The following is a 13,417-nucleotide window of genomic DNA, read 5'->3' on the forward strand; positions in this document are numbered from 1 at the left end:
ACGCACCGCCGACATCGACTCACTCGCGGGGGCGGCGCACGACGAGCGGGAGGACGAGGATCGCGACCGCGCCGGCAGCGCCCGCACCGAGCGTCGCCCAGCCCGCTCGCCACGGCCAGGCACCCGCCTGCTGGCACCCGTCACGCAGGTCCTGCCGGACGTCGTCGGACATCTCCCCACCCGTGACCGCATACCCGCTCCCGGGATGGACCCGGAAGGCGGTGCCGCAGATGCCGCCGCCGACCTCGACGTCCCAGCTCCACGACGCGCCCGTCATGACGCAGCCGAGCGCGAGGACGAGCGCCGCCCGGCGCAGCCGCGTCCGCGGAGCGGGACGTCGCCGGGCGCCGGGGTCCGAGAGCACGCCCCAGCGTCGCACACGCCGGGTGGTCGCACTCTCCATGTGACGCACCTCTCATGAAACGAACGTTCATGCAGGTCAAAGCCATGTCGTCTCACCTGGTGTGCAAGCCCTTGGACGGGCCCGCACAGCGCTCTACCATCCGAACACCGGCTCGCAAGCCAGGCCCGAAGGGGGAACGTCGTGCCCGCCACCACAACGCTGACCCACCGGATCCCGCGCGCCGCACGCCGGGTCCAGCTCCTCGGAATCGCCACGCGCTTGTTCGCGGCGCGCGGCTTCCACCACCTCTCGATGGACGACCTGGCCGACGAGGCGGGGGTTTCCAAGCCCGTCCTGTACCGCCACTTCCCGTCCAAGCTCGCGCTCTACCTCGCGGTGGTCGACGCCCGAGGCGACGAGCTCGTCACCGCCGTCGACGCAGCGCTCGCGCCCGCCCGGCAGGCGCATCCGACCGTCACCTTCGACGGCGGCGACGTCGTGCGGGCCGTCGTCGAGGCCTACGTGTCGTTCGCCGTCGACGCGGGACAGTCCGCGGCGCTCCTGTTCGAGTCGGACGTCATGCGCGACGATGCCGTCCGCGAGCGCGTGCTGCGCCCCGACGCCGTGAACGCCGACGCGTTCGCCGACGTCCTCGTCCTGCGCTGCGGGATGGAACGCGACCAGGCGCTCGTGCTCGGTCGGACGTGCACCGCGATCGCCCGGTCCGCCGCGACCGAGGTCGCCGAACAGGCCCGGCTCGCCGCGCGCCGGAACGAGCAGGGTCGCGGCAGCCGCATCGGCGTCGACGACGCCGCGATCAGCAGCCTGCTGTCGACCTTCGCGTGGAGGGGTCTGCGCTCGTTCGTCGCCCCTGCGACCTGAGCCCCCGCGCCGTGCGCCTCCTGGGGTGAGTGCGCTCGGTCGGGTTCGCGGGTGGGTGCGGCGAGCTGGTTCGGGCTGTCGTGCTTCGGCCCTGGGGGCCGTGCGCACTCCTTGACGCCCTTCACCACCTCCCCGCCCCCACCCGGCCGGCCGTCGTCTCACCCTCGCCGACGGTGACGTTCCGCTCGTCGATGGTGACGGTGGCGCCGGGGGTCAGGTCCCGTGCGTGCCGAGCACCGGGTTGTGCACGTTCCGACGTGCCGAGCACGGGTTTGTGCACCCGTTGAGCGACGCATCGGTGCACAAGCCCGTGGTGGGCGGCGAGACCGTGCCTGATCGCATGGTCGGCGGGCGGTAGGCCGACCGTGAAGGGCGGGGCGGGTGGGGTGCGCGCGGTCGTGGCGGGTCTGGCGGGAGCCGAGCGAGGAACGAGCGAGGCGGATGGAAGACCGCGCGCACCCCACTCGCCCCGCCCGCCCCGACCACGCGGGCATCACGATCGGAGAACGGGGCGTCACCGTCGGCGTTCAGCGCTCAGCGATCAGGGGCCCGGCGGGCGCCACCGGGCGCGCGCCCCCGCATAGGATCGTCCGAGGTGGTAGGCCCGTCGGCCCACCGCGAGACGATCGAAAGGAACCGTGGTGGAAGTCACGATCGGTGTGAAGCACCTGCCCCGCGAGCTCGTCATCGACACGGACCTGACGGCCGACGAGGTCGCCGCCGCGGTCTCGGCCGCGCTGAAGAGCGACGCCAACACGCTGGAGCTCAAGGACTCGCGCGGGCGCCAGTACCTGGTCCCGGCCGCGTCGGTCGGCTACGTGGAGATCGGCACCGAGGAGACGCGCCGCGTCGGCTTCGGCACCCTCTGATCGCGGGCGGCTCAGGCCGTGAGGCCGAGCCGTCGCATGCGCAGCGCGTGCCGTTCGGTGAGCTGGCGCAGCGTCCAGGTGTGCGTGTCCGACCCGGCGTCCTTCGCGGCCGGGTCGGACTCGGCCTCCTCGCGACCGCGAGCAGGTGCACAAACGTGCCGCTCTCGGTGAGCAGCGACTGCGCGAGCCGTAGCGCCTCCCCGACGAGGCGGCGCCCCCACAGCGCGAGGCGGGCCGAGAGCACGCGGTCCGCGGCGGCGGCCTCGGCGAGCTGCTGCACGGCTTCCTCGTCGGCGACGCTCGCCTCCATGACGCCGAGGACGACGTCGCGCGAGACGGGGTCGAGCGCGGGCGCGCAGAGCCGGCAGAAGTCTTCGGCGACGGAGCGCCCGACGAACTCGCGCAGCACCTCTTCCTCCCAGGTGCTGGCCTGGGTGCGGTCGTCGAAGTCGTCGAACGCGCCGTCGAACGGCGTCATCGCGGCCACGGGTGACGCGCCGAGCTCCTCGATCCGGACGAGCACGCGCTCGCACCGGGCGAGCGACGCCCCGGCGCGCCGGCTGTACGCGAGGCGCCCCTCGACGTCGAGCGCGTCGGCCGCCTCCGCGGCGAACCGTGGTACGTCGTCGAGCTCGAAGGCTGCGACGAGTCCGAGGAGCTCGACGATCTCGTCGAGGCTCGCACCTCCACTCGCGCCCCCGGCCGGGCCGTCGCCGGTGCCGGGCGTTGGGGTGTCGGCGGGGGACGCGGAGCTCGTGACGGCCATCCGTCCAGGATAGGCAGGGCCGCATCCGATACCATGGCCCAGTACCTCGGTTGCCCGGTCGTCTAGCTTCCTGGCCCGCGCTCGTCCTGACGCGCGGTCCGCATCGACCATGACGCCCCGGACCTGGTCCGGTTCGTCCCGCCACGACGGCGGCGCATCTCCACGATCGGCTGCCGGCCCCTGGCGCACGCGTCGCCCCGGACACCGCCGTCCCGCACCCCGGCCGCCCCTCATGGGCGCGAGCCCGGCGCGGGAGACCGGTCCGCGCGCGACGGCGCCCCGACGAACACGAGGAACCGTGACCAGCACCACCGACACGCCCGTCGCCCCGACGGGCGCCGAGAGCGCCGACACCGGGCGGGACGACGTCGCCACGACGGATGCTCCCACCACCCCGGCCGACGCCCCCACCCCGACCTTCGCCGACTTCAAGGTGCGCGCCGCGATCGTGGACGCGCTCACCGACGCCGGCATCGTCCACCCCTTCCCCATCCAGGCGATGACGCTGCCCGTCGCGCTGTCGCGGCACGACATCATCGGCCAGGCCAAGACCGGCACGGGCAAGACGCTGGGCTTCGGCGTCCCGCTGCTCGAGCACGTCGTCGCACCGGACGAGGAGGGCTTCGACCGCCTGGACGCGCCCGGCAAGCCGCAGGCGCTCGTCGTCGTCCCGACGCGCGAGCTCGCCGTCCAGGTCGCGAACGACCTGACCACGGCGTCGCGCCGTCGCACGGTGCGCGTCGCGCAGATCTACGGCGGCCGCGCGTACGAGCCGCAGATCGCGCAGCTCGCCGCGGGCGTCGAGGTCGTCGTCGGCACGCCGGGCCGGCTCATCGACCTGGTGAACCAGCGCCACCTCGACCTGTCGCACGCGACGACCGTGGTGCTCGACGAGGCCGACGAGATGCTCGACCTGGGCTTCCTGCCCGACGTCGAGAAGCTCATCGCCGCGACCCCGCCGCGCCGCCACACGATGCTCTTCTCGGCGACCATGCCGGGCGCCGTCGTCGCGATGGCCCGCCGGTACATGACGCAGCCGACGCACATCCGCGCGAACGACCCCGACGACGGCGGCGCGACCGTCAAGAACATCAAGCAGGTCGTGTATCGCGCGCACGCGCTCGACAAGGTCGAGATGCTCGCGCGGATCCTGCAGTCGGAGGGCCGCGGCCTGACGATCGTGTTCGCGCGCACCAAGCGCACGGCCGCGAAGGTCGCCGACGAGCTCGTCGAGCGCGGGTTCGCCGCCGCGGCGATCCACGGTGACCTGGGCCAGGGCTCGCGCGAGCAGGCGCTGCGCGCGTTCCGCTCGGGCAAGGTCGACGTCCTCGTCGCGACGGACGTCGCGGCCCGCGGCATCGACGTCGACGACGTCACCCACGTCGTGAACTACCAGTGCCCCGAGGACGAGAAGACGTACCTGCACCGCACGGGTCGCACCGGCCGTGCGGGGCACAAGGGCACCGCGGTCACGTTCGTCGACTGGGACGACATCCCCCGCTGGGGCCTCATCGACCGCGCGCTCGACCTCGGCATCCCCGAGCCCGTCGAGACGTACTCGTCGTCCCCGCACCTGTACACCGACCTCAACATCCCCGAGGGGACGAAGGGCCGTCTGCCCAAGGACAAGCAGGTCCGCGCCGGCCTCGGCGCCGAGGTCCTCGAGGACCTCGGCGAGACCGGCAAGCGCGGCGGTTCGCCCCGCGGGCAAGGCTCGCGCGGCGGCTCCGGCGGTTCGGGCCGGTCGAGCCACCGGTCCGACGACGGCGCTCGCGACGGACGCTCGCGTGACCGCGGCGGCCGGGGCGGTTCCGAGCGGCGGCAGCAGGACGACGCAGGCAGCGGCACCACCGAGCCGAAGGCGGCCGCCGCCTCGGCCGGGCCGGAGAGCGGCACGCAGGCGGCGTCGTCGGGCGAGGGCGGCGAGCGCACGCGCACGCGCCGTCGTACGCGCCGACGCCGTTCGGGTGGTTCCGCCGAGGGCGGCGCGCCGTCCGGCGAGTGACGACCCCCTGCAGCACTGCTGACGCAGCCCGTCCCGGCCTCGGCCGGGGCGGGCTGCTCGCGTGTCAGCCCTCGCGCGTCAACCCCAGTCGAGGTCGGGCACCTCGGTGTAGCCGATCCCCTCGGCCTTCCACCGGGGCGCCTGGGCGACGAGCCGGGTCTTGAAGTCGCCCGGGTGGCGCGCGCTCTGCGCGGTCCAGGCGACCTCGGCGATCGCGGGCAGACGCGGGAAGGCCTTGGCGTCCATGTACTGGTCGACGGGCATGAACTCGTCGGTCGACGTGGGCAGGTGTGTCAGGGAGCCGGGGTAGGTGCGGTCGGCCCACAGCGCGGCTTCGACGCCGTAGACGTGCCCGGTGAGGTCGACGCCGTCGTCGGCGAGCACGGTCTCGGGTTCCCAGTCGTAGGCGTGCTCGACGTCCGTGATCCCCGCCCACTCGAGGCCGAGGTCGTCGATCGGGCTCTCGTGCATGTCGAGGTAGGTGCGGTCGGCGGGCGCCATGAGGATCTTTGCGCCCTGGGCGACGGCGCTCTTGAGCTGGGTGACGTTGTCGGGGGTCCAGGCGTTGCGGTCGGAGCCGGTGCCCCAGTACTCCATGACGCTGCCCTGCGGCAGCGGCGCCCCGGTGACCCACTGGTGCCAGGCGATCACCGTCTTGCCCGCCGCGGCGGCGGACCGGTTCGCGGCCGCCGTGTAGCTCTCGTACCAGCCCTTCGGCGGGTCGGGGACCTCGTCGCCGCCGAGATGGAGGTACGGGCCGGGGTTCTGCGCGACGACCGCTCGGGTGACGGCGCGCAGGTAGGAGCGGATGTTCGCGAGGTTAGCGTCCGACGCGCAGACCATCGGGTTGCCCACGTCGAAGCCGCTGTAGGGCTTCGCGCGCGTGCCGTCGCAGCGCAGCGAGCCGATCGACGCCTGCGCCGCGAGTGTGTGGCCGGGACCGTCGATCTCGGGCACGACCGTGATGAATCGCCGGGCCGCGTACGCCACGATCTGGGCGTACTGCTCCTTGGTGTAGTACCAGGGGCCGCCCGTGCCGGGCGCGAAGCCCGACTGCGTGGACGCCCCGACCGTCGTGAGCGTCGGCTCGCCGTCGACGACGATCCGCCAGCCCTGGTCGTCCGTGAGGTGCAGGTGGAGCGCGTCGATCTTGTACTGCGCGATGTCGTCGATGTACCGCTCGACGTCCTTCACCGGGTAGAATCGGCGCGCGACGTCGAGGAGCGCGCCACGGTACGCGAAGCGCGGCTCGTCGGTGATGCGCACCGCGGGCACGGTCCAGCCGCCCGACGGCGCAGGCTGGGCGTCCGGGGCCGCCGACGACGCCGGGAGCAGCTGGCGCAGGGTCTGCACGCCCCGGAACAGACCGGCCGGGGTCCCCGACGTGACGACGACGCCGCGTGAGTCCGCGTCGAGGGTGTACCGCTCGAGGGTCGGGTCGTCGAGCGGAGCGTCCAGGTCCCACGTCGCGGCCTGCGGGCCGGAGAGGCGCAGGGTGATGGTCGAGCCCTCGGGCGCGGGCGAGGTGCTCGCGCCCGACGACGTCACGGTCGACGTGGGCAGCGCGAGCCCCGTCGAGCGGCGCAGCTGCGCGGCGAGGTCCTCCCCGACGCCGGGGGTCGCCTTGCGTGCCGCGGCGTTCGCGGCCGGGTCGACCTCGGTGACGACGCGCGTGGTGCCGTCGAGCGCGAACGCCGGGCCGCTCGTCCGCTCGACCTTCGACGGGAGCGGGATCAGCGAGAGCGGGGCGCTCGCTCCCGTGGCGGCAGGGGTCGCCGGGCCGTCGTCGCCGCGCGTCGCGAGCACGACGCCAGTCACCCCACCGGCGACGACCACGGCCGCCACGACGGCGACCGTGACCCAGCGGCGGCGGCCGGTACGGGGCGGACGGCGGTCGGCCGAGGGCGGCACGTCGTCGTGCGGGCTCATGGATTCTCCGGACGGCGGGGCGGACGACGCGGAACAGTGCTCGCGAGTGCGACAATCCTCGCGAGCCGGGTCGGCCGGGCTCGACCGCACGCCCCTAGTGAACCATCCGTTCGCGGCCCTTGCATATCCCTCTTGGAGGCATCGATGCCCTCGACCCCGACCCTCTGGCGCGTCCACGGCGACGGCCGCCACGTCACTCCCGGGCAGGTCGTCGCGCCCGACGAGCGCCTGACCTGGCCGCGCACCATCGGTCTCGGCCTGCAGCACGTGGTCGCGATGTTCGGCGCGACGTTCATCGTGCCCACGATCACGAAGTTCTCCCCGCCACGACCCTGTTCTTCTCCGCCATCGGCACCGCGCTCTTCCTCGCGATCACGCGGAACCGGCTCCCCAGCTACCTGGGGTCGAGCTTCGCGTTCATCGCCCCCATCGGCGCGGCGACGCTCGCAGGCGGCAAGCACCTCGCCGTCGGCGGGATCCTGCTCACCGGTGTCCTCCTCGCCGTCGTGGGTCTCGTCGTGCATCGCGCGGGGACCGGGTGGATCAACGCGCTCATGCCACCCGTCGTCACCGGAACGATCGTCGCCCTGATCGGCCTCAACCTCGCGCCCGCCGCGTGGGGCAACTTCAAGGTCGAGCCGTCGTCGGCCACCATCACGCTCGGTGTGATCCTCGTCGTGAGCGTCTTCTTCCGGGGCATCCTCGGGCGCCTCTCGATCCTCGTGGGCGTCGTCGTGGGATACCTCGTGACGTGGCTCGGCGGGAACGTCATGGGCTGGAGCACGTTCGGGTCGCTCGACTTCAAGACAGTCGACGAGGCGAAGTGGTTCGGCTTCCCCGAGTTCACGACCCCGCACTTCTCGTGGTCGCTGCTCGGGCTGTTCGTGCCCGTGGTCCTCGTGCTCATCGCGGAGAACGTCGGCCACGTGAAGTCCGTCGCCGCGATGACGGGCAAGGACCTCGACCCGCTCACTGGCCGGGCACTCTTCGCCGACGGCGTCGCGACCACGCTCGCGGGCATCGGCGGCGGCTCCGGCACCACGACGTACGCCGAGAACATCGGCGTCATGGCGGCCACGCGCGTCTACTCGACGGCGGCCTACTGGGTCGCGGCCGCAGCCGCGCTCGTGCTGTCGCTCTCCCCAAGTTCGGCGTGCTGATCGCGACCATCCCCCACGGTGTGCTCGGCGGCGCCACGACCATGCTGTACGGCATGATCGGCATCCTCGGCGCGCGGATCTGGGTGCAGAACAAGGTCGACTTCTCCGACCCCGTGCACCTGGCGAGCGCCGCGGTGCCGCTCGTCGTCGCGATCGCGAACTTCGACTGGAAGATCGGGAACCTCGAGTTCACGGGGATCGCGCTCGGCGCCGCGTCCGCTCTCGTGATCTACCACGGCATGCGGTGGGTCGAGCGGTGGCGCGGGACCGGGCAGGAGCCCGCGAGCCCGGCGTCCGTGCCGCTCCCGGACGAGGGCGCCGCCCGATAGCGTGCGCGACGACGTCAGGACGCGGTGCGGACCTCCGCCGGTCCGGGCGGCTCGTGGCGCGGGTCGCTCGTGCCCTCGGGGGCGCCGTCGGGCCCGGCGGTGACCTCGTCCCGGATGCGCTCCATCGTCTGGTCGAGGGTCATCGCGACGTCGGCGGCGAGCTTGAGCGCGTCCGTGATGTGGTGCGGCACCTCGCGGTCGTACTTGTAGTAGATCTTGTGCTCGAGGCTCGCCCAGAAGTCCATGGCAATGGTCCGGAGCTGGATCTCGACGACGACCTCCTCGACCCGGTCCGACAGGAACACCGGGACGCGCACGATGAGGTGCAGGCTCTGGTAGCCGTTGGGCTTGGGGTGGGCGATGTAGTCGCGCTCCTCGATGACCTCGAGGTCGCGCTGGCCGACCAGCATGTCGCGGACGCGGTAGATGTCCGTGACGAAGCTGCACGTGATCCGCACGCCGGCGATGTCGAGCATGTGCTCGCGGATCGCCTGGGGCGTGAGCGCGATGCCCTTGCGGCGCGCCTTGGCGACGATCGAGTCGACGGACTTGAGGCGCGAGCCGACGTGCTCGATGGGGTTGTCGTCGTGGAAGTGCTTGAGCTCGTCGCGGAGCACCCCGACCTTGGTCATCACCTCGTCTATGCCGAACTTGTACGTCATCATGAGGCGACGGACGTCCTTGGCCGTGGCGGGGCTGAGCGACGGTGCGCGATCGGTCGGGTGCTGACTCACGTTCCTTACGGTACGCGGATCAACCTGAGCGCTCCCTGAGCGTGACGTCGCGGAGACCTGCGAGGCTGGGGGACGCCGTCGTCAGCCAGCCGCCGACGCCCGGTCCGTCCGCCCGAGGAGAAGCACCGTGCCCGAGACCCAGCAGCTCCAGATCGACGTCCCCGAGGACGTGGAGGTCGGCCTCCCCGCCGACTTCGCGTCCCTGTGGCACACGCCGGCGACGTTCGTCATCGACTTCGTGGCGCTCAAGCACCCGCCGCAGCCGGCGGTCGACGAGTCGACGGGCGAGACCCGCCCCGTGGTCTCGGGGCGGGTCGTCACCCGGGTCCGGATCCCGCCCGAGCAGGTCTTCGAGCTCGCCAAGGCGCTCACGACGCAGCTCGACGCGTGGGAGCGCGAGACCGGTCGACGCGCGGACGGAAGCGCCCGGGGTCCGGCCGGAGCCTGACCGGATCATCCCTTCCGGAAGTCCCGCACCGCCTGGTAGGCAGCAGCGTTCACGTCGTCCGGCGACGGTGCGGCGACAGGTGTCGCGACGCCCGTCGGGTCGGGGCGGGACACCCGTGCGGGGCGAACGCGGCCCCGGCGACGCGTGAGCCTCCCGACGAGCGAGCACAGTGCGAGCAGTGCCAGCCCGACCCAGGCGCCGGTCCAGCCGCGCGAATAGCCCCACGCGCACGTCGCCGCCGTACAGCTCGGCGCCCGCGGATACTCGCCGAACACGGAGCCCAGCAGGGCCGACATGATCGTCGAGACCAGGACGAAGTATCCCGCGAGGCCCAAGCCAGTGGACAGCGCCCCGACGACGCCCCAGCGCGCCCGCGAGATCACCAGACCGGCGAACAGGGCGGCGAAGACCAGCACGGTGATCATCGGGAGGACCATGAGCACGTCCGTCCAGTCGGGATCGGCCCTCAGCTCGTAGGCGGCGAGCGCCACCGCCCCCGCGAGCACGACGACGCCCGCGAGCACGGCCGCCGGCCCCGTGCCTCGCAGATCCTTGCCGCCTCTGCGTCGGCGGGCGGCCGAACGCAGGGCGGGGACGACGACCGCCAGCGCGAGGAGCAGCGTCGCGAGCGCCGCGATCGCGTCGAGCGGCGCGTCTCCTGACCCGTCGGCATCGCGGTACCCCTCGGGGCGCGTCGTCTGGGTGAGGTCGGCGTGGGAGAGGATCGTGCCGTCGACGCTCGCCCCCGTGAGGTCGGCCTGGGTGAGGTCCGCGTCGGTGAGGTCGGCGCCGTCGAGCCGAGCTCCCAGGAAGTCGGCCTGGCCGGCGTGCGCCTCGCGCAGGGTCGCACCCCGGAGATCCGCCCCGGTCAAGGTCGCCTGGACGAAATCCGCCTTCGCGAGGTCGGCGCTCACGAGCACGGCGTGCTCGGCGTGCACCTGAGTGAGGTGCACTCCTCGGCACGCACCGCGGTCAGATCGGCACCGGTGAGGGTCGCCTGGCCGAGCTCGGTCCCACGCAGGTCAGCGCCCGCCAGCCGCGCACCACGCAGGTCGGCCTGCGTGAGGTCGAGCCCCGCGAGGTGGGCGCCCCGCAGGTCCGCGCACCGCAGGTCGCGCCCGTCGACATCGTGCTGCGTGAGCTTCTTTCCCCGCAGCGCCGCACCCTTGGTGGTCCCGCAAACGGCGGCACGCGCGGCGGCGACCGTCGAGGAGGCGTCAGGCGTCGGACCAGGCGTCGCCGCCGACGCGGGCGACGTCCACGCACCAGCGACGAGAAGGACGAGCATCGCGAGCACGACCGACCCGAAGAGGGCGGCATGCGGGCGGGCGGTCGGGCGGCGGAGCCGCTGGGTGTGCTCAAGCACAGGTCAGGTCCTCACGGTCGGACGACGTCGGGTCGGCGGGACGGGCGGGTGCGGGAACCGCACCGAGGAGGGCAGCGGTCAGGCCGCCTTCACGAACGCGGTCACGGCGTCCGCGATCATCTGGACGGCGATCGCGGCCAGCAGCAGACCGGCGATGCGTGTCACGAGGGTCGTCCCGGACTCGCCGAGCACCCGGTGGATGACGTTCGCGAACCGCATGGCCAGCCACAGGCAGAGGCACACGGCGACGAGCCCGGCGAAGATGGCGACGTAGTCCGCGGCGCCGTCGGCCCCCTGGACGAACACCATGATCGAGACGATCGCACCCGGCCCGGCGAGGAGCGGGGTCCCGAGCGGCACGAGCGCGACGTTCCCGCCGCGCGCGCTCGGCTCGGGCTCCTCGGCCTTGCCGGTCAGCAGCTCCATCGCGATCAGCAGCAGCAGCAGCCCGCCCGACGCCTGCAGCGCGGGCAACGAGACGTGCAGGTAGTTGAGGATCGACTGACCGAACAGCGCGAAGACGACGATCACGCCGAGCGCGACGAGCACGGCGGTCAGAGCCGCCGACTTGCGCTGCTTCGAGGTCATCGAGCTGGTCAGCGCCAGGAAGATCGGCACCGTCCCCGGGGGGTCCATGATGACGAACAGCGTCACGAACACCCCGATGAACAGCCGTCCGTCGAGCACGGCGTCCATCAGCTGCTCACGACCTGATCACGGCGAGCGTCCCCATGTCCTCGATCCTCTCCAGCACTTCTGGTGCCGTGGTGTTCTCCGCGAGCCGGTTGGGTTTACCGCTCCCGTGGTAGTCGCTCGACCCGGTCACGAGCAGACCGAGCCGGGCGGCGAGCCCCACCAGGTGGTCGACCTGGTCCGGGGTGTGGTCACGGTGGTGGGCCTCGAGGCCCGCGAGGCCCGCGTCCGCGAGCTCCTCGATCACGCTGTCCGGCACGACGCGTCCGCGGGCGGACGCCGCAGGGTGCGCGAACACCGGCACCCCGCCCGCCTCACGGACCCGGCGCACGGTGTCGACGGCACGCGGCGCGTAGTGCGGCACGTAGTACGGGCTGCCCGCGTGCAGGACGGTCTCGAACGCGGCCGACCGGTCGGGCACGACGCCGAGCCGCACGAGCGCGTCGGCCAGGTGGGGCCGCCCCACCGTCGCGCCGGGCTCGGTGTGCGCCTCGATCTCGTCCCAGTCGACCGGGTAGTCACGCGCCAGCAGGTCGACCATACGCCGGGCCCGGTCGAGGCGGGCCGTGCGCACGCGCTCGCACTCCTGCGCGAGCGGCGCGTCGGCGGGGTCGTGCAGGTAGCTCAGGATGTGCACCGAGACGTGGCGCTCACGGCCGCCCGCGTCGAAGACCGCCTGAGCGGACAGCTCCGCGCCGCGCACGAGCGCGATGCCGCACCGGCGCGCCGCAGCGGTCGCGTCGGGCCAGCCGGCGACGGTGTCGTGGTCCGTCAGCGCGACGACGTCGAGGCCGGCCGCCGCGGCGTCGGCCACCACCTGCCCCGGGGCGTCCGTGCCGTCGGACGCCGTCGAGTGCGTGTGGAGGTCGATGAGCACCGCCCCAGGGTATCGAGGAACGCGCACAGGACGTCCGCAAGCGCTCCGCGCTCCTCCCCACGCGGCGCCCGCCGCGCCCAGGTTGGGGTGCCAGGATGGAGGACACCCGAGATCGTGAGGCCCCTGTTGGACCCGAGCACCACCCCCACCCCGGCGACGACGCCACCCCGCAGCCCGCCGCCGTGCGGCCGTCCGTCGTCTTCGTCCACGGGATGCGGACCTCGGGAGCGATCTGGGACGCGCAGCTCGACGCCGTGCACGACGCCGGGTACCGGGCCACCGCGATCGACCTGCCCGGGCACGGCGTGCGGCGTCGCGAGCGGTTCACCATGCAGGGCGCGTTCGACGCCATCGACGAGGCGGCCGCCGACCTCGCCGACCCCGCCTCCGAGGCACGTGCCACCCCGCTCGCGCTCGTCGGCCTGTCTCTCGGCGGCTACACGTCGCTGGCCTACGCGGCCCGGGCCCCGGAACAGCGCGGCGGGCTCCTGCGCGGCGTCGTCGCGGCGTCGTGCAGCACGAACACCCGCGGTCTGCCGCTGCGAACGTTCCAGGCGGGCCTGCACGGCTCCCTGGCGGCCGGACGCCTCACCCGCGAGCTGGGCGGGCGCGCGGCCGCACGCCTGTCCCGGCTCGTCCTCCCGCCACCCACGCGGCGGGCGCTCGCCGGCGGACGCCCGCCGGCCAGCCCGCCCCTCCCCGTCGTCCGCGCCTCGCAGACACCGGGCTGGGACCTCGTCGCCGACGCGCTGCGCCACCTCGCGGGCGAGTCGTCGGTCCGCAACCTGCGCGCCTCCGACGTGCCCGTCTGGCTCGTCAACGGCGCGCGCGACCAGCTCCGCATGCAGGAGCGGCGCCACGCCCGTGCCGCGGCGCGGCTCGTCGTCGTCCCGGGCGCCGGCCACGACGTCAGCCTCGAGGCGCCCGCGGCGTTCAACGCGGCCGTGCTCGACGCGCTCGCGGCGTTCGGGCCCACCCGCGCCTGAGCCGCCCCGACCGGGACCGCGGGCGCCGCG

The 13,417-nt window shown here is 73.4% G+C and carries 13 protein-coding genes and 1 pseudogene; 6 read left to right on the forward strand and 8 right to left on the reverse strand.

Annotated features, from left to right (window positions below; genetic code table 11):
- Positions 1-19: 19 nt before the first annotated feature.
- On the reverse strand, positions 20-403 hold the full coding sequence (locus QQK45_RS01310; RefSeq protein ID WP_284291552.1) for a hypothetical protein: 384 nt from the start codon (positions 401-403) through the stop codon (positions 20-22).
- Between the two features lie 141 nt (positions 404-544).
- On the opposite strand from QQK45_RS01310, the gene QQK45_RS01315 reads away from it, so the two are divergent.
- A complete protein-coding gene (locus QQK45_RS01315; protein ID WP_284291554.1) occupies positions 545-1,225 on the forward strand; it encodes a TetR/AcrR family transcriptional regulator in 681 nt (226 codons plus the stop codon).
- 641 nt (positions 1,226-1,866) lie between these two features.
- Positions 1,867-2,094, forward strand: coding sequence for a DUF3107 domain-containing protein (locus QQK45_RS01320; RefSeq protein ID WP_284291556.1), 228 nt, complete (start codon positions 1,867-1,869; stop codon positions 2,092-2,094).
- Here the strand turns inward: QQK45_RS01320 and QQK45_RS01325 are convergent.
- Positions 1,991-2,860 carry a ferritin-like fold-containing protein gene (locus QQK45_RS01325; protein ID WP_284291558.1) on the reverse strand — a complete coding sequence of 290 codons (870 nt, stop codon included), beginning with the start codon at positions 2,858-2,860 and terminating at the stop codon, positions 1,991-1,993. The genes QQK45_RS01320 and QQK45_RS01325 overlap by 104 nt on opposite strands.
- A 298-nt stretch (positions 2,861-3,158) precedes the next feature.
- On the opposite strand from QQK45_RS01325, the gene QQK45_RS01330 reads away from it, so the two are divergent.
- Positions 3,159-4,865, forward strand: coding sequence for a DEAD/DEAH box helicase (locus QQK45_RS01330; protein WP_431310209.1), 1,707 nt, complete (start codon positions 3,159-3,161; stop codon positions 4,863-4,865).
- Positions 4,866-4,943: 78 nt separating this feature from the next.
- Here the strand turns inward: QQK45_RS01330 and QQK45_RS01335 are convergent, their stop codons facing one another.
- Positions 4,944-6,794 (reverse strand): beta-N-acetylhexosaminidase, encoded by a 1,851-nt coding sequence (locus QQK45_RS01335; RefSeq protein WP_284291562.1) that lies wholly within the window; start codon positions 6,792-6,794, stop codon positions 4,944-4,946.
- A 144-nt stretch (positions 6,795-6,938) separates the two neighbouring features.
- On the opposite strand from QQK45_RS01335, the pseudogene QQK45_RS01340 reads away from it, so the two are divergent.
- Positions 6,939-8,283 (forward strand): annotated as a pseudogene (locus tag QQK45_RS01340) (uracil-xanthine permease family protein).
- Between the two features lie 14 nt (positions 8,284-8,297).
- Here QQK45_RS01340 and QQK45_RS01345 read toward each other — a convergent pair.
- Positions 8,298-9,017, reverse strand: coding sequence for a GTP pyrophosphokinase (locus QQK45_RS01345; RefSeq protein ID WP_348525113.1), 720 nt, complete (start codon positions 9,015-9,017; stop codon positions 8,298-8,300).
- A 127-nt stretch (positions 9,018-9,144) separates the two neighbouring features.
- Between QQK45_RS01345 and QQK45_RS01350 the strand changes: the two genes are divergently transcribed.
- A complete protein-coding gene (locus QQK45_RS01350) occupies positions 9,145-9,465 on the forward strand; it encodes a DUF3467 domain-containing protein (RefSeq protein ID WP_284291564.1) in 321 nt (106 codons plus the stop codon).
- A 5-nt stretch (positions 9,466-9,470) separates the two neighbouring features.
- On the opposite strand, the gene QQK45_RS01355 is transcribed toward QQK45_RS01350, so the two are convergent.
- From QQK45_RS01355 to QQK45_RS01370, 4 genes are all read right to left on the reverse strand, one after another.
- Positions 9,471-10,403, reverse strand: a complete 933-nt coding sequence (locus QQK45_RS01355; RefSeq protein ID WP_284291566.1) for a pentapeptide repeat-containing protein — start codon at positions 10,401-10,403, stop codon at positions 9,471-9,473.
- Positions 10,376-10,831 carry a pentapeptide repeat-containing protein gene (locus QQK45_RS01360; RefSeq protein ID WP_284291568.1) on the reverse strand — a complete coding sequence of 152 codons (456 nt, stop codon included), beginning with the start codon at positions 10,829-10,831 and terminating at the stop codon, positions 10,376-10,378. The genes QQK45_RS01355 and QQK45_RS01360 overlap by 28 nt, the downstream gene beginning before the upstream one ends.
- A 78-nt stretch (positions 10,832-10,909) precedes the next feature.
- Positions 10,910-11,527 carry a MarC family protein gene (locus QQK45_RS01365; RefSeq protein WP_284291571.1) on the reverse strand — a complete coding sequence of 206 codons (618 nt, stop codon included), beginning with the start codon at positions 11,525-11,527 and terminating at the stop codon, positions 10,910-10,912.
- A 7-nt stretch (positions 11,528-11,534) separates the two neighbouring features.
- Positions 11,535-12,401, reverse strand: a complete 867-nt coding sequence (locus tag QQK45_RS01370) for a PHP domain-containing protein (protein ID WP_284291573.1) — start codon at positions 12,399-12,401, stop codon at positions 11,535-11,537.
- A 95-nt stretch (positions 12,402-12,496) separates the two neighbouring features.
- On the opposite strand from QQK45_RS01370, the gene QQK45_RS01375 reads away from it, so the two are divergent.
- Entirely contained in the window at positions 12,497-13,387 is an 891-nt protein-coding gene (locus tag QQK45_RS01375; RefSeq protein WP_284291576.1) for an alpha/beta fold hydrolase, read from the forward strand.
- Positions 13,388-13,417 lie beyond the last annotated feature (30 nt).

The sequence above is a fragment of the Luteimicrobium album genome, from assembly GCF_030161555.1.
Lineage (GTDB): Bacteria > Actinomycetota > Actinomycetes > Actinomycetales > Cellulomonadaceae > Luteimicrobium > Luteimicrobium album.

Excerpts from the sequence above, each read along its gene's own strand:
- QQK45_RS01310 (WP_284291552.1), bottom strand. The coding sequence starts at position 403 with ATGGAGAGTGCGACCACCCGGCGTGTGCGACGCTGGGGCGTGCTCTCG.
- QQK45_RS01325 (WP_284291558.1), bottom strand. The coding sequence starts at position 2,860 with ATGGCCGTCACGAGCTCCGCGTCCCCCGCCGACACCCCAACGCCCGGC.
- QQK45_RS01335 (WP_284291562.1), bottom strand. The coding sequence starts at position 6,794 with ATGAGCCCGCACGACGACGTGCCGCCCTCGGCCGACCGCCGTCCGCCC.
- QQK45_RS01365 (WP_284291571.1), bottom strand. The coding sequence starts at position 11,527 with ATGGACGCCGTGCTCGACGGACGGCTGTTCATCGGGGTGTTCGTGACG.
- QQK45_RS01375 (WP_284291576.1), top strand. The coding sequence starts at position 12,497 with ATGGAGGACACCCGAGATCGTGAGGCCCCTGTTGGACCCGAGCACCAC.